This window comes from Vibrio sp. MA40-2 (assembly GCF_047302445.1).
GTDB lineage: Bacteria > Pseudomonadota > Gammaproteobacteria > Enterobacterales > Vibrionaceae > Vibrio.
In genome coordinates, this window is the sequence record NZ_CP178627.1 from 73,338 (window position 1) to 89,160 (window position 15,823).

General features: G+C 40.4%; 12 protein-coding genes and 1 pseudogene. 7 read left to right on the top strand and 6 right to left on the bottom strand.

Features of this window, described 5'->3' with window-relative positions; all coding sequences use genetic code 11:
* Positions 1-53: 53 nt before the first annotated feature.
* Both arsB and ACLKML_RS00180 read right to left on the bottom strand, forming a co-directional pair.
* On the bottom strand, positions 54-1,076 hold the full coding sequence (arsB, locus tag ACLKML_RS00175) for an ACR3 family arsenite efflux transporter (protein ID WP_413283085.1): 1,023 nt from the start codon (positions 1,074-1,076) through the stop codon (positions 54-56).
* A gap of 60 nt (positions 1,077-1,136) precedes the next feature.
* Entirely contained in the window at positions 1,137-1,481 is a 345-nt protein-coding gene (locus ACLKML_RS00180; RefSeq protein ID WP_413283086.1) for an ArsR/SmtB family transcription factor, read from the bottom strand.
* 226 nt (positions 1,482-1,707) lie between these two features.
* Between ACLKML_RS00180 and ACLKML_RS00185 the strand changes: the two genes are divergently transcribed.
* From ACLKML_RS00185 to pstB, 5 genes are all read left to right on the top strand, one after another.
* A complete protein-coding gene (locus ACLKML_RS00185; protein ID WP_413283087.1) occupies positions 1,708-3,042 on the top strand; it encodes a DEAD/DEAH box helicase in 1,335 nt (444 codons plus the stop codon).
* Between the two features lie 227 nt (positions 3,043-3,269).
* Entirely contained in the window at positions 3,270-4,091 is an 822-nt protein-coding gene (locus tag ACLKML_RS00190) for a phosphate ABC transporter substrate-binding protein (protein WP_317715569.1), read from the top strand.
* 166 nt (positions 4,092-4,257) lie between these two features.
* Entirely contained in the window at positions 4,258-5,178 is a 921-nt protein-coding gene (gene pstC, locus ACLKML_RS00195) for a phosphate ABC transporter permease subunit PstC (RefSeq protein WP_413283088.1), read from the top strand.
* Positions 5,179-5,184: 6 nt separating this feature from the next.
* The gene (pstA, locus tag ACLKML_RS00200; RefSeq protein WP_317715571.1) at positions 5,185-6,048 is read left to right on the top strand and encodes a phosphate ABC transporter permease PstA; all 864 of its coding nucleotides are present in this window, start codon (positions 5,185-5,187) and stop codon (positions 6,046-6,048) included.
* Between the two features lie 28 nt (positions 6,049-6,076).
* Positions 6,077-6,826, top strand: a complete 750-nt coding sequence (gene pstB / locus ACLKML_RS00205) for a phosphate ABC transporter ATP-binding protein PstB (RefSeq protein WP_317715572.1) — start codon at positions 6,077-6,079, stop codon at positions 6,824-6,826.
* Positions 6,827-6,970: 144 nt separating this feature from the next.
* Here pstB and ACLKML_RS00210 read toward each other — a convergent pair whose 3' ends face one another.
* Positions 6,971-7,690, bottom strand: coding sequence for a GntR family transcriptional regulator (locus ACLKML_RS00210; RefSeq protein WP_413283089.1), 720 nt, complete (start codon positions 7,688-7,690; stop codon positions 6,971-6,973).
* A 253-nt stretch (positions 7,691-7,943) separates the two neighbouring features.
* Here ACLKML_RS00210 and ACLKML_RS00215 point away from each other — a divergent pair.
* Positions 7,944-8,450 (top strand): annotated as a pseudogene (locus ACLKML_RS00215) (fructose PTS transporter subunit IIA); the annotation flags it as partial.
* Between the two features lie 141 nt (positions 8,451-8,591).
* Entirely contained in the window at positions 8,592-11,273 is a 2,682-nt protein-coding gene (mngB, locus tag ACLKML_RS00220; protein ID WP_413283090.1) for a mannosylglycerate hydrolase, read from the top strand.
* An 88-nt stretch (positions 11,274-11,361) separates the two neighbouring features.
* Here the strand turns inward: mngB and ACLKML_RS00225 are convergent, their stop codons facing one another.
* The 3 genes from ACLKML_RS00225 to ACLKML_RS00235 are packed head-to-tail and all read right to left on the bottom strand — an operon-like array spanning position 11,362 to position 15,809.
* A complete protein-coding gene (locus ACLKML_RS00225) occupies positions 11,362-13,005 on the bottom strand; it encodes a BatD family protein (RefSeq protein WP_413283091.1) in 1,644 nt (547 codons plus the stop codon).
* A gap of 1 nt (position 13,006) precedes the next feature.
* On the bottom strand, positions 13,007-14,842 hold the full coding sequence (locus ACLKML_RS00230; RefSeq protein ID WP_413283092.1) for a VWA domain-containing protein: 1,836 nt from the start codon (positions 14,840-14,842) through the stop codon (positions 13,007-13,009).
* On the bottom strand, positions 14,835-15,809 hold the full coding sequence (locus tag ACLKML_RS00235; protein ID WP_413283093.1) for a vWA domain-containing protein: 975 nt from the start codon (positions 15,807-15,809) through the stop codon (positions 14,835-14,837). The genes ACLKML_RS00230 and ACLKML_RS00235 overlap by 8 nt, the downstream gene beginning before the upstream one ends.
* Between the last annotated feature and the right edge of the window lie 14 nt (positions 15,810-15,823).

Sequence of the window (15,823 nt, forward strand, 5' to 3'; positions counted from 1 at the left end):
TTTAAGTGTAAGTTCTTACATCATAACGCCTATTTGCTCAATTATCTGCGCTATTAATTGACTGGTTGAGTAACAAACTGATCTTTGGTGCGGTTGGCATAAGCGACCAGAGAAAGCATTACCGGAACTTCTACTAATACGCCAACGATTGTTGCTAACGCAGCACCTGAATGAATACCAAATAGACTGATAGCTACCGCTACCGCCAGTTCAAAGAAGTTAGACGCACCTATCATTGCGCCTGGAGCGGCAATGTTGTGTGGCTGTTTCCATTTACGCATCCAAATATAAGTAACCGCAAATATTAAGTAGGTTTGGATTAATAACGGGATAGCGATAAATAAAATATCCATTGGGTTGGAAATAATCGTTTCAGCTTGAAAGCCAAATAGAAGAATGACCGTACCAACTAAGCCAACAATTGAAAGTGGTTTGATACTTGAGGCAATAGCATTGATTTTTTGCTCTTGTTTCACCACGTAACGAGTCGCTGCACCAGCAACAAGTGGAACAACCACAAATAGTGATACCGACAATAATAATGTATCCCAAGGAACCGTAATATCAGTAACACCTAACAGAAAAGCGGCGATTGGTGCAAATGCCACCACCATAATCAAGTCATTAATAGCGACTTGTACCACGGTGTAATTTGCGTCACCTTTGGTGAGCTGACTCCAGACAAAAACCATTGCTGTACAAGGTGCAACACCTAATAAAATCATGCCTGCGATATATTCATCAGCCAATTGTGGTGAAATAAAATCACCAAAAATAGTGCGCATAAATAACATGGCAATAAGAGCCATAGTAAAAGGTTTGATTAGCCAATTTATAACGATAGTGATGAACAGACCTTTTGGCCGTTGATGAATTTTAGCTATTGACGAGAAGTCGATCTGTAACATCATCGGGTAGATCATGAGCCAAATGAGCAGCGCAATCACCATATTAATTTGTGCGTATTGAATGCTGCCTAAAAAGCTAAATAGATCAGGGAAAATTAATCCTCCACCGATACCAATAAGCATTCCCAGAGCGACCCATACACTGAGAAAACGTTCAAAAACTCCCATGTTTGACTCCTTAATTACGATTAGATTTGTGAGTTGGTTTTAGTGTTTTTTAGCGTAACGTTAACTGCATATATTGACTTTATTAACGTTTGTACATTGATTAGGGCTGTCTATATTATTTTGCCCAGCGCAGCATTCCTCCGTTAAATAGGCGACTAATTCGACCATTAGATTGAGATTTGCTCTGTAGCGTTGAAACCGACCTTCTTGCTGAACAGAAACCAGGTTAGCGTGTAACATAGCTTTAAGATGAAAAGAGAGAGAATTTGGTGCAATGCCGAGTTCTTTGGCTAAATCTCCAGCGACTTTTCCGTCTTGACCGACTTTAATAAGGTTTCGCCAAATGTCTAAGCGTGTGCCAGATGATAAAGAGTCAAAGATTTTGGCTGCGTTATCTGTATCCATTTTATCTCCCTTTCTATAATTCATTTTCTTTGCGTTGATGTTTCAATATTTCAAGAATAATTGAAATGACAATCGCATTATAAAAGCAGTTTAGTATAAATGACAATAAAAAATGATTGCCGGTTAATAAATAACCGATAATAATGTCTGTCATCTCTATCTATTCAACAAAGATTTGAGGTACTATAGCGCGCTATTTTTTACCTTATATTTGGAGAACACACTTTTGCAGTTTAAAGACCTCGGCTTAGATAATCGGTTACTTAAAAACCTCGACCACTATGCATTTAAAAAAGCGACTGACATTCAGATGCAAGCAATACCTGTGGCTATTGCAGGCAAAGACTTAATCGCGTCTTCGAAAACTGGGTCTGGTAAAACGTTGGCTTTTGTCCTGCCAATGCTGCATAAATCTCTTAAGAGCAAGGCTTTCTCAGCGCGAGATCCTAGAGCGGTGATTCTTGCGCCAACACGAGAATTAGCTAAGCAAGTGTATGGTGAATTACGTGGTATGTTGAGTGGCCTCTCTTATACCGCGTCCTTGATTGTTGGTGGCGAAAACTTTAACGACCAAGTAAAGTCTTTGCGTAAACATCCGAAGTTTATTGTTGCGACGCCTGGACGACTGGCCGACCATCTAGAGCATCGTTCACTTTTCCTTGATGGTTTGGATACCTTAATTCTAGATGAAGCGGATAGGATGCTAGATTTAGGTTTTGCTGCTGAGTTGCTTCGTATTCATAAAGTAGCGAAACATCGTCGTCGTCAAACATTAATGTTTTCAGCCACACTCGATCATGCAGAAGTAAACAGTATTGCTGCTGAGATGTTGAATAAGCCTAAACGTATTTCAATTGGTGTGTCTAACGAAGAACACAAAGATATCACTCAGTCTTTTTATCTCTGTGATCACTTAGATCATAAAGAAGCGATTTTAAATCGCGTTATTAGTGAGGCTGATTATAAGCAGGTAATCATTTTCACCGCCACAAGAGCAGATACCGATCGTTTAACCAAAGAGTTAACCAGCAACAACCTTAAGGCTATGGCGCTCAGCGGTAATTTAACCCAGACTCAGCGTAATACCATTATGAGTCAATTTGAACGTGGTGTGTTTAAGATTTTAGTGACTACCGATATCGCTTCTCGTGGCTTAGATATTGCCAATGTTACTCATGTTATTAACTTTGATATGCCGAAACATACCGAAGAGTACGTGCACCGGGTGGGACGTACAGGCCGTGCCGGAAACAAAGGAAACGCTATTTCCCTTGTGGGACCTAAAGATTGGGACAGCTTTAAGCGAGTCGAAGCGTATCTGCAGCAAGATATGACTTTCTCTGAATTAGAAGGCCTTAAAGGTAAATTTAAAGGTATAAAACCGCGTAAGCCTAATGTTACAAAGACCGGCGCAGCAGTGAAGAAAAAAGGTCCAACGCAGAAGAAACAGGCTAAAAAGCCAGTTAAACGTGATAAGACGTATTATAAAAATGTCGCGGTAGGTGATGAGGTCTTTATTCCTAAGAAAAAAAGCGTAAAAACCGACACTAGTTCATCGTAGAAATAAAATAATCCTGATTTGAAACGCCTTGCTTAAGTGATTAAGCAAGGCGTTTTTTTTATTTTTCTTTTTAATTCAACCAGTAAAGGTGAATTGTACTTTTTTTGCCCAACAAGCTTTGTCACACAGTGTTCAATATACTGAAACATAACTGTCATATATAAGTTCTAAAGTTACACCCGTTCTACAAAACAAATACGGCAACTACGCCCTCAAAGGAAATTGTGATGAAAAAGACAGTAATCGGTGCAATTGCACTTCTTGGCGCTCTAACACTAAACCCAGTTTCAGCGAAAGAAACTATCTCAGCTGTAGGTTCTTCAAGTGTTACTCCACTGATGGAAGTTTTTGGTGAAACTTACATGAAAGCACATCAAGATGTGTACATTGAAGTTCAAGGACCAGGTTCATCGGCGGGTGTTAAAGCCGCTAAAAATGGTTCTGCTGATTTAGGCATGGCGTCTCGTAATTTGAAAGCTTCTGAGAAAGAAGATACGTTGAAAGAATTGGTTGTTGCTCGTGATGGTATCGCTGTTGTGGTTAACCCAAAAAATAAAATCCAAGGGCTAACAGCCGATCAAGTTACTGCAATTTATAAAGGCGAAGTAACAAACTGGAAAGACGTTGGTGGAGAAGACAAGCCAATCGTTGCAATTACTCGTGATACTGCATCAGGTACTCGTGGCGCGTTTGAAGATATTATGAGCCTTAAGCAAACTATCAGCGGCAAGAAAGTATCAGCTATTTCTCAACGTGCTCAAGTTGCAGCAGGTAATGGTGCACTTAAAACTAACGTAGCATCTAACCCATATGCAATTGGCTACATTTCGTTAGGCACGGTTGATTCTTCAGTTCACGCATTGGCTATTGACGGCGTTGCAGCAACCGTTGACAACGTTAAGAGTGGTTCATATAAAGTTGCTCGTCCTTTCCTAGTTCTATACAGAGAAGGTAAGCCTTCTGCTGAAACGCAAAAATTCTTAGATTGGATGGTTGCTGACGACGCTCAAAAACTGGTTGCAGCGAAAGGTTACATCTCAGTTAACTAATACGTTTTAAGTAAAACGTATTCACTAGGACGTTAACGTAGAGTTTTTAACGGAATGTTAAACAACGGAAACGTCCTAGCTATTAAAGATTGCTCAGTCCGCCACTTTTTAGGGCTGAGCCTTTTCCTTTTTCATATCGAATACATCGAAATGTGAGAGTTTATATATGACCATCGCGACGAACAGTCAAAGCTCAACGCCTAGTGTTAAATCAAATGGTTTACGCACCAAAAGAGGGGTTGATTGGAAAGAACGTATTTTTCACGGATTATTTTTAGCCAGTGCGATTATAGGGACCTTGTCTCTTGCTTTGATTGCTTATTCTATCATTATAGAAAGTATTCCTGCCTTTCAAGAAGCAGGTGTTACTGGTATCGTTTTCGGCACAAATTGGCTTCCACCTGCACTTTATGGTGTAGCGACAATGATAGTAGCCTCAGTTGTTTCTACTTTTGGAGCCGTGATTGTTGGTGTACCTATTGGCGTATTAACCGCTATTTTTATTGCCGAGATCGCGCCGAAAAGACTGGCGGATGTTATTCGACCTGCTGTTGAATTACTGGCTGGTATCCCATCGGTCGTTTATGGCTTTTTTGGCTTAGTTATTATTGTTCCTCTTATTCAGAATGTGTTCGAAGTACCTGCTGGTAACACTATATTGGCTGGTATTATTGTACTCGGTATCATGATTCTACCCACCGTTATCACCGTTTCGGAAACCTCAATTAGAGCGGTACCACATTCGTATAAGGAAGGTTCGCTTGCTTTAGGAGCTTCACGAATATTCACTATCTTTAAGCTGCTTGTGCCTGCTGCTCGTTCGGGCATTATGACTGGCGTTATTTTGGGAATTGGGCGTGCACTTGGTGAGACAATGGCCATTATTATGGTGATGGGTAATGCTCCAGCAATGCCAGAAGGCATTCTCGATGCCGCGCGTACATTAACCGCAAATATTGCAATAGAAATGTCCTATGCAAGTGGCGTTCATGCTAATGCTCTCTACGCGACAGGTGTTGTGTTGTTGGTATTTATTATGGTGCTCAATGCAGCACTGCTTTACTTGAACCGTGAAAAAGCGAAGTAATTAATTATGGATAAAGTAAAATTAAAACAAGCGCGTCAAAACAAAGATAAAATCTTGAATAGTTTTATTTGGGGGGCCGCTGCCTTAACCGTTGGATTCTTATTTTGGATTATTTGGTACATTCTTTCCAACGGGCTTCAATACGTGGATTGGGAATTTATTTCCACAGATTATACCGCGACAGGTGAAGATAAAGGTATCTTCCCGATGATTATTGCGACCATTTATATGGTGATAGCGTCTATTTCTGTTGCTGCTCCTTTAGGGATCATGACGGCAATTTATTTAACTGAATATGCTCAAGTAGGCAGCCGCCTAGTTAAGGTGATACGTTTTTGTACCGAGTCGTTAGCCGGCATTCCGTCGATAATATTTGGTCTGTTTGGTATGACCTTCTTTGTCGGTGTTTTAGGCTTGGGCTTCTCGATTTTATCTGGTGCATTAACCTTAAGTATTCTTATCTTGCCTGTGATAATTCGTACTACAGAAGAAGCCCTAATGGCTGTTCCGCAAACGTATCGTGAAGGGTCGTATGCGCTAGGGTCTTCTAAAATTTATACTATCTGGCGTTTAATTTTACCAAGTGCAACGCCTGGTATTTTAACGTCGGTCATTCTTAGTATTGGTCGGGTAATCGGTGAATCCGCTCCTGTGTTCTTAACTGCTGGTATGGTAGCGCGTGTACCTGAGTCTTTACTTGACTCGGGGCGTACATTAACCGTTCATCTTTATAAACTGACAACAGAGCTATTTACCATTGACGAGTGGAATCAAGCTTACGGTACGGCGACTGTCCTTATTGTACTTGTATTGTTGATCAATATGGTCACTAAGCTCATTGCAAAGCGTTTTAACACCGCGACTTACTAACAGAATTGACCAATTTAGAGAATACAATATGAACAAGTTTAATATCGAAAATCTTGACCTTTTTTATGGTGAAAACCAAGCACTTAAATCTATTAATTTACCTATTCCCTTACGTCAAGTAACGGCTTTGATTGGGCCTTCAGGCTGTGGTAAGTCGACACTGTTGCGCTGTTTAAATCGAATGAATGATTTGATTGAAGGTGTGCGGATTACTGGTTTACTAGAAATGGATGGTACCGATGTTTATGGCAATATCGACGTGGCGGATTTGCGTATTAAAGTCGGCATGGTATTCCAAAAGCCTAATCCATTTCCAATGAGTATTTATGAAAATGTGGCGTATGGCCTTCGTGCTCAAGGGATCAAAGATAAAAAACACATCGATTCAGTCGTGGAAAACTCACTACGCGGTGCTGCACTTTGGGACGAAGTAAAAGATCGTTTGAAATCACATGCATTTGGTCTTTCTGGTGGACAACAACAACGTTTGTGTATTGCGCGTACGATTGCAATGGAGCCAGACGTTATTTTAATGGATGAACCTACATCAGCACTGGATCCCATCGCCACGCATAAAATTGAAGAGTTGATGGAAGAGTTGAAAAAAGACTACACCATCGTGATCGTGACACACTCGATGCAGCAAGCTCGTCGTATATCTGATCGCACGGCGTTTTTCTTGATGGGGGAACTGGTTGAACATGATGAGACTAAAAATATTTTTAGTAATCCTCAAGATGATAGAACAAAAGGCTATGTGAACGGCGATTTTGGTTAACCAATTTACTGGCAACTAATTATAACAATATGCGATGGAAACCTTTCCCCACTCGAATGAGTGGGGTTTTTTATGCTGTGCAATAAATGCGTGGTGGACTCACTTACAACTGAATGATGACCTGACGGTGAGTTTTTTACAGCATTAATTCTTATGGCGTTTAGCCACCAAGGTAAATTTGTAATCCGTAGATTTAAAGTAATTTCGACTGTATTCGAACACCGTTCCATCTATTAAATAACCACGAGTTCGTTTTTCTATTATTGGTTGTGCCGGATCAATCCCCAATAATGCAGATACTTTTTCTGAAGGAAGTACAGGGACAATTTCTTGTTCACTGCGATCGATCACTAAACCTTTTTGGTTTTCGATATAGTCATATTTGGAGTTACGCATCACCTCGTAAGTTAAATCTGGGAATAAGCGCAACGGCATCCAAGTTTCTTCCACTGTGATCGGGTTGTCATCTAAGTAACGTACTCTTTTAATGTAAAAAATACGTTCGTCTTCGCTAATGTTTAAATGCTCTGCCATTGCGATGCTCGGCAAGGTTATTTCAAACGCTATCACATCACTGTGCGTGGCGACATTCAGATGAGCCCATTTCTCATTAAAGCTTGTTTGTTGATAAATATCGTAATTTACCTTGTTAGCTTTAACGTACGTGCCACTGCCTTGTACACTTTCTAATTCGTCATTTTCTATTAGCAGTTTTAATGCTTGTCTAACGGTTACTCGGCTTACTGAAAACTCTTCACGTAATTGGGCTTCAGTAGGCAAAGCTTCTCCAACTTTATACTCGCCGCTGCTTATTTTTTCTCTAATTGCATCGGCAATTTGTCGATACATAGGAAGTCTAGCCATGTCTACCTCTTTCGTTGTGGCAGAATAAATTGTCTTTTTACCTATACATAATACAAATTTGGGCTGATAAAACAACTCATAAACCAAGTTAAATTTGCAAATAACAATACAACATAAATACAAATTATAAGAAAAATGAGCGCTAGATCACGGATAATTTGTATTGTTTACGTATGATCTGATCATAATCGATGATGAACCATAGTATTGGTCACTCATCATTTTACTCATTTCTTGAATGGTGGGGTAAACCATGAAACTAACAACAATTACTAATGCATCGTTAATCAATATTAAGACAACATTTAATGACAAAGATGAAGCGATTAAGGCTCTTGCAGAACAATTAAATCAACAAGGTAAACTGCATAATCTTGACGATTACTTACAAGCAGTATTTGAGCGAGAAGCCCATGGCGCAACGGCATTAGGCGAAGGGTTGGCAGTACCTCATGGCAAAACCAATGCAGTAAAACAAGCCGCATTTGCCGTTGCCACATTAACACGAGATATAAAATGGCCAGGTATTGATGAAGACGACGAAGAAGAAGACGTTAACTTGATTTTTCTTATTGCAATACCAGATGCAGAGGCTGGCTCAACTCATATGCACCTACTCACGGCGCTAACGTCCACATTGGTTGATGACCAAGTACGTGAAGCGGTTTTGAACGCGTCTAATGCAGAAGAAATTTTGGCTATTTTTGATGCGGAAAGTGAAGAGGAGCAACCAGTTTCATTACAAACCACGCCTTCACCCGCCGAAAAAGATAATACAACTTCGTTTTTTGGCAAGGTATCGAGTTGGTTTAAATCCTGATGTTATTAGCATGACGCTAACAATCAGTTTTGAATATTTTAATTACATCTTTATTTTTTCTAACAAGATCAGGTACAAATAATGACAACATCACGCGTTCATATTACTCCACACATGCACTGGGATCGTGAATGGTATTTTACAACAGAAGAGTCACGCATTCTGCTAGTAAACAACATGGAAGAGATCATGACTCGTTTAGAGAATGATCCACAATATAAATACTATGTTCTCGATGGACAAACGGCCGTATTAGAAGATTATTTTGCCATCAAACCTGAAAATATCGATCGAGTTAAGAAATTGGTTGAGTCAGGTAAGTTGATTATAGGCCCTTGGTATTCACAAACCGATACTATGCAAGTCTCAGGTGAATCTATTGTACGTAATATGATGTACGGTATGCGCGATTGTCTTAAATTAGGTCAACCAATGAGAATAGGGTATTTACCCGATTCATTTTCAATGAGTTCGCAATTGCCGATGATTTATAATGGTTTTGGTATTAATCGGGCTATGTTTTGGCGTGGTTGTAGCGAACGTCATGGCAGTAATAAAACTGAATTTAATTGGCAAAGCAATGATGGTAGTGAAGTAACAGCACAGGTTTTACCGTTAGGCTACGCTATTGGTAAATACTTACCGACGGATGAAGAAGGTTTACGCGCGCGATTGGATAAGTACTTTCCTGTACTTGAAAAGGCATCGGTTACTAAGGATATTTTATTGCCTAATGGTCATGACCAAATGCCGATTCAAAACGATATTTTTGATGTGATGGATACATTGCGTGAAATCTATCCTGACCGCGAATTTCATATGAGTCGTTTCGAAGAGGTGTTTGAAAAAATTGAAGCAATGCGTGATCAATTGGACACGATTAAGGGCGAGTTCAACGATGGTAAATACATGCGTGTTCATCGTTCTATTTCGTCTACGCGTATGGATATTAAGCTGATTCATGCGAAAATTGAGAATAAAATTGTCAATATTCTCGAACCATTGGCATCAATTGCTTGGTCTTTAGGTTTTGAATACCACCATGGCTTGATTGAAAAAATGTGGAAAGAAAGCATGAAAAATCATGCACATGATTCTATAGGCTGTTGCTGCTCTGACAAAGTGCATGCTGAAATTTTAAACCGCTATATTTTAGCTGATGATATGGCAACTAATCTTATCAACTTTTATAAGCGAAAAATCGTAGACCATATGCCAGCACAAGGTAGTGATGATAAATTGGCTTTCTTTAACCTTATGCCTTATGCGCGTGAAGAAGTCGTTAACACTATGATCACTATCCGCGCCCAAGAGTTTGCTATTTTTGATCAAAATGGCAACCCAGTTGACTATTTTATCCAAGATAAACGTGAAATTGATCCCGGCAAAGTTGACCGTCAAATTGTTCACTATGGTAATTATGACCCGTTCATGGAATATGATATTCAGCTTAATATTAACGTTCCAGCGATGGGCTATACCACATTGCATATTCGGGCTAATCAATCGGCATCGATAAAGACAGCATCGCAAGCAAGTGACACGTTAGAAAATACATACTATAAAATTAAGCTAAATAGCAATGGTACCTTGTCTATTTTTGACAAGGAAACTCAGCAAACATATGACCAAGTTTTGCGTATTGAAGATGGCTCTGATGATGGGGATGAATATGACTACTCGCCATCACGCCAAGAGTGGCTGCTGTATTCAGATCAATTTGAGGTTGAAACCAGCATTAAACATCAAGGCTTTCAATCGGTAGCGAATATTGCGTTTAGAATGAATGTGCCAGAAAACTTAATGGAACGTGAGCAACGGACTGGTCAAAACGGCTACGTCGATGTGACCGCTCAAGTGGTATTAAAACAAAATTCACGCCGAATTGAAGTACGTATGGAATTAGATAATCAAGCAGATGATCATCGCGTGCGCGTACTTATTCCTACTCCGTTCACGCCTGAAACCGTGGTTGCGGATAATCAATTTGGTTGTATCACTCGCCCTGTCGATGATCCAGCAATGCAAGTGTGGCAACAAGAAGGTTGGAAAGAAGCGCCTGTCCCTATTTATCAATTAATGAATTTTGCGGCATTGGAAAACGATAAAGGCGACAAAGGAGGAATAGCTTTATTTACCAATGGATTACGTGAGTTCGAAGTGATATCTGGTCATAACAGTGAAATACGCAACACTTTTGCGCTAACGTTATTTCGTTCGGTGGGGGTATTGGGCAAAGAAGAGTTATTGCTTCGTCCGGGCCGACCATCAGGAATCAAAATTCCAACGCCAGATTCTCAAGTACGTGGTAAGTTGGTTTGTGAATTTGCTTTGTATGCCTTTGATGGTGACCACATCTCAGCTAACGTGATGAGCAAAGCGCGCGAGTATGTTACTCCTGTCGTGTGTTACAACAAAATTCCTTATAACGCCATGAAACTAAATGTGGGCGAACAAAATTTACCAATGACATATAGCGTGCTGAATAAGCCGATTAAAGGGGCTGTGCTGAGTGCATTTAAGAAAGCAGAAGATGAAGATGCATTGATTGTAAGGATGTATAATCCATCGGAGAGTGACACGATTACCGATAAAGTTGAATGGTGTTCAAGTCTGTCAGAATGGATTGAAGTCGGCTTGGATGAAGTTGCTTTAAATGAATGGGACAAGGGTAGTGTACAAGCAGGTTCAATAGGGGGACTTGCCCAATGCCAAGTAAAAACATTCAAAGTAAAGTTGGCATTGAGCAACGATGAATCATAACAAAGCTTGACTGTATAACTTGAGTTTAGCATGAATACTTTAAGCCACCTGCTGTTATTGCAGGTGGCTTTTTATTGGCAAATAGAAACTACAATGGTGCTAAGCTATCTTGATCAGTGTTTTTGTTTGATTTCTTCTTATTGGCTTTTTTCAATAAGGCTAATAACTCGTCATTTTTCCAAGGTTTTGAATCATTAGCATAAATTGATGCCATTAACGCCTGTATCTGTTGGTTAATTTTTTGCTTGGTGATTAAATCTAATTGAGGATTTTGTTGATACCATTCTGTCAAATAGGATTGAGTCGCCATACCATCATGATTTTTAACCGCCGTTAGTAACGCCTTGAATGTGTCTGGTTTGAGATCGTGTTTAGCCACTTTGCTTTGTTTTATAGCGGGGCGTTTTATTAAGATGACCAGAGTAAGCAACCACAGAATGGCAAAGAACGCTGCGATATAAGGCCATAATCCTGCATCTTTAATAGTAATTATTTGTGTATCGGTTGCGATAGGCTGTGCCTGTTGTGGGCTAGAATCGAGTTTAATTGTTGGCGTGTCACTTTGCTCAACAGCAAACGTTGCGCCGGTTAATTTAGCCGTTTCCGATTGCTTTTTGTTGGTGTTCCACCAATGCAAACTGATTGGTGGCAAGGTTACTTGGCCAGCTATTTTGGGGATTAACACATGTTTAAGTGTCATTGATACTTGATTGCCGTTCTGATTTATTTTGGCTGGCTCTTCATAGAATCGAACATTATCTGGATAATCTACAATAATATTTGGTAGTTGAGATTGCGCAATACCGTCGATGGTTAAGGTTATCTCACGGGTAATCGGAGAACCAACTAGGCCAGTTTGTTGAGCAAAGTCTGTGACTTCACTGCCGTCTGCATCCAACCACTTTTGTGTTAAATTCAGATTAGGGCTTGGTAACCAGCTACCTTTAAAATTAGTCGGCTTTTCTGATACCTCGATGTGTATGGTTTTTGCTTCTAAGTTGATAGGAATTAATCGAGTTGAGCCAGTTTGGTTATTGTTATCTAAAATAGTGGCCGATAGAGTAGGACCCGTTATGTCGTATAAACCCGCTTCGGATACGGTCACACGGTAACTTTGCTCTACGATGGTCGCTTCAACACCATCTATAGAGCCAATGTACTGATGAGAGTCACCAATTGGCTCGATATCAACTGGTCCAACAGAAGTGGGTGCAGTTAATTTCGGATTCTGGATCCGTCTTACATCGGTTTTTATTATCAATTTGGTATCGAGTTGGGCAATTTCAGCGGGATACAACTCACTTTTACTTAATTTTGTTTCAAACGAGAGCAAATCTTCTGCTTTAGGCATTGAGGAATCAATGGTGGCTTGAATCGCAATTGGTGCTGTTGATTCACCTTTAACTTGAAAAGAAGGGATGGTTAATATTCCCACGCGAAGCGGAGCAAGCGATAATGACCACTCACTGCGAATCGAACGTTTGCCATTAATGCTGTTAATTGAAGATGAAAAACGTGGACTACCCAGATAAAAATCGGATTCTAGTGAAGAAAAGTCGATGTCACTAGAATCGGCTCGTTGGTCAGAGACGACTTTTAATAAAAACACTTCCCCTTTGGCGGCTTTGTTGGTGGAAACCGTCGCGAGTACTGCAGCTTGAGTCCATTGACTGAGTAATATCAGTAGTGTGGTGCCGACGGTAAAAATAGTAGTGCGGATACTCTGATTCATGTTACCAACTCTTACTTGTATCTTGTGGTGTTTGTTTTTCTCGCGCTTGTAATAACATTTGAGCGCGAATCAAATGGCTTGGGTCACGAGCATTCTCGACCTGTTCAAGTTTGCGTAATTCTGGATCAACAGACTGGCTGTTATCCTTGTCTACGGCAACTTGTTTGTCTGATAAAGGTTCTTGTTCTGTTTCGGAGCGCTTGTCTGACTCGGATGGCTGTGTTTGTCCATCATCGTTATTCGTATTGTTGGCTTGTTGCTCATCACTTGTACTTGCTTGTTGCTGTTGTCCGGATTTATTTTGAGATTCTTGAGATTCTTGAGATTCTTGAGATTCTTGAGATTCTTGAGATTCTTGAGATTCCTGAGAACTTGGCTTATCTGCTTGATCTTGTTGGTTATCGCTTTGCTCTGAAGATGGTTGACTCTGTGACGATGAGTTCTTATCTTGTTGCTGTTGCTGTTGCTGTTGCTGTTGCTGTTGCTGTTGCTGTTGCTGTTGCTGTTGCTGTTGCTGCTTAACCTTATCTAAATTTGTTTTAGCATCGATGAAATTAGCATCCGAGGCTAACACTTTCTCATAACCTTCTATCGCTTTGTCAAACTGTCCAGATTGAGCGTAAGCGTTGGCTAAATTGTATTGAGAATCTAAATCTTGTTGATCTTGTAACCATTCAATCACTTGCTGGTAATCACCAGCTTCATAAGCGGCAGCCGCTTTCCAACGTGGGTCATCAAATTGTTCTAGTGCTTGCTGATAATCCTTCGAGTTGAAACTTTGCAAGGCTTGTTGATCATTGTTTAACCAAGCAGAGGCTTCGACAGGTTTAAGGCCAGATAGCGTTATTGTGCTGGCTAGAAAGACGAAAACGATGCCTTTTCTAAACAGTAATAAGCCTGGAATAAGCAAAAATAAGCACAACCAGTAGCCATTGTTGGCCGGTTCTTCTATCTGCTGTTGGCCCGATTTTTTAGCGGATAGATCGTGTTTAGTTGTTTTCTGGGCAATTAATTCAACGTCGGAGCTGTCAGTTTGCACGGGTGCGAAAGCGCCGAAAGTGATTCTACTGGCTTGTTGCATGTTACGCATATTGGTTTTCGCTATCACTGTGCTGCCAATACTGTTGGTTAACAAGCTGCCATCTGTTAACGGAATCGGTGCGCCAACTTCACTGCCTACTGCAAGTATCGAAAGCGTCCAATTCTTGTTGGCTAATAACTCGCTTATTTCGCTTAATTCTTGATTATCGAGGTCATCGGCTATTAATACAATATCGCCTTTTTTGTGGCCAGCCTGTTGCAGATTGTTTATCGCAAGTTCCACTGCTTTGGCTGCATTTGCGCCTTGATAAGGCATGATTTCAGGTGATAAATTACTGATTAAATTGGCTAATGTTGCCGAGTCAGAGGTTAGTGGGCTAATTGTATAAGCGTCGCCAGCATACGCTATTAAACCGGTATTACCTTCTGACCAATAGGGCAGTAGATCTAACGCTTTATATTTTATTTGGGTTAGGCGACTAGGTTTAATATCTTGCGAATAAATTGAGCGGGACATATCTAGTATCAATATGCGCGCACTAGCTGTTTCATAGATAGGCCTTGCGGTTTTTTCTAAACTTGGTCCAGATAACGCAACAACAGCGACTGTCCATGATAGCGTTAGCAGAATAACAGCAGATTTGTGGCTTTTTGTTTGAGCTAAGCCTAGTTTACTAGCGATATGTGTAGAAATTAACCCTGACGATGACTGACTTTTAGTCAACCAAAAAATTACCGCAAAGACAGGAAGTAATGCCAAGAGCCAAATAGGAGTTAACAATTCAAAATCAGACACGGACTTTTCTCAACATAATCAAAATTAATGATAATAAAAACGCCACACTTAATGGGTAACCAAACCATTCTGTTTGCGGTCGCCATGTTTGTTGTTCACCTGAAACCGGTTCTAACTCGTTAATGGTTTGGTAAATATTTTGCAAATCCTGTTCGTTACGAGCGCGAAAATACTGGCCTCCTGTCATTTGAGCAATCTTGCTTAGCGTTGCTTCATCCAGATCTTTGGCAGTATCGACTTTGCGACTGACAAAAAAATCTTTCACCATCATTTCTCCGGCACCAATTCCTACCGTATATATAGTGGCTTGATATTTTTTGGCTATTTCTGCCGCTTTTAAAGGGTCTAAAACGCCAGCAGTATTTGTACCATCACTTAGCAAAATCATAACTCGTTGAGGAGCATCACTATCAATTAGAGTTTTGGTTGCTAAGCCTAACCCTTCTCCAATAGCGGTTTTATTGCCAACCAGCCCAAGTACCGCTTGGTTTATTTGTGTTTTTATTGTCGTTCGATCTAACGTTAAAGGTGTTTGCAGATAGGCGTGATCGGCAAACAGGATTAACCCTAAACGGTCGCCTTCGCGTTTATTAATAAAATCCGTTAATACCCGTTTTACCGTGGTTAATCTATCGAAATACTTTCCTTCAAACGCCATGTCTTCAATATCCATAGAACCGGATAAATCGACTACTAACATCATATCCCGATGCTTAGGTTGGCTTTGTATCGGTTCGCCAAACCAAACTGGCCGAGCACTTGCTACCACCAAACAGAGCCAAATTAACGATACTGCTAGTTTGCTCGTGACATTGGATGGCGCAGTGGTCTGACTGCCGTTCGGCAGGTAAGCTAATGTTATGGCTTGGTGCTCTTTTACAGCAGGAGCAAATCGATAAATTAAGACGGGTAGGGGTAAGAGAAGAAACACTCCCCACCAGACAAATTCTATGTTTTGCAAAAGCATAAAGTCACCCCAAA

Bases quoted from the DNA above. Each gene is read 5' to 3' on its own strand.
- arsB (WP_413283085.1), bottom strand. From the start codon at position 1,076: ATGGGAGTTTTTGAACGTTTTCTCAGTGTATGGGTCGCTCTGGGAATG.
- ACLKML_RS00180 (WP_413283086.1), bottom strand. From the start codon at position 1,481: ATGGATACAGATAACGCAGCCAAAATCTTTGACTCTTTATCATCTGGC.
- ACLKML_RS00190 (WP_317715569.1), top strand. From the start codon at position 3,270: ATGAAAAAGACAGTAATCGGTGCAATTGCACTTCTTGGCGCTCTAACA.
- pstC (WP_413283088.1), top strand. From the start codon at position 4,258: ATGACCATCGCGACGAACAGTCAAAGCTCAACGCCTAGTGTTAAATCA.
- pstA (WP_317715571.1), top strand. From the start codon at position 5,185: ATGGATAAAGTAAAATTAAAACAAGCGCGTCAAAACAAAGATAAAATC.
- pstB (WP_317715572.1), top strand. From the start codon at position 6,077: ATGAACAAGTTTAATATCGAAAATCTTGACCTTTTTTATGGTGAAAAC.
- ACLKML_RS00210 (WP_413283089.1), bottom strand. From the start codon at position 7,690: ATGGCTAGACTTCCTATGTATCGACAAATTGCCGATGCAATTAGAGAA.
- mngB (WP_413283090.1), top strand. From the start codon at position 8,592: ATGACAACATCACGCGTTCATATTACTCCACACATGCACTGGGATCGT.
- ACLKML_RS00225 (WP_413283091.1), bottom strand. From the start codon at position 13,005: ATGAATCAGAGTATCCGCACTACTATTTTTACCGTCGGCACCACACTA.
- ACLKML_RS00235 (WP_413283093.1), bottom strand. From the start codon at position 15,809: ATGCTTTTGCAAAACATAGAATTTGTCTGGTGGGGAGTGTTTCTTCTC.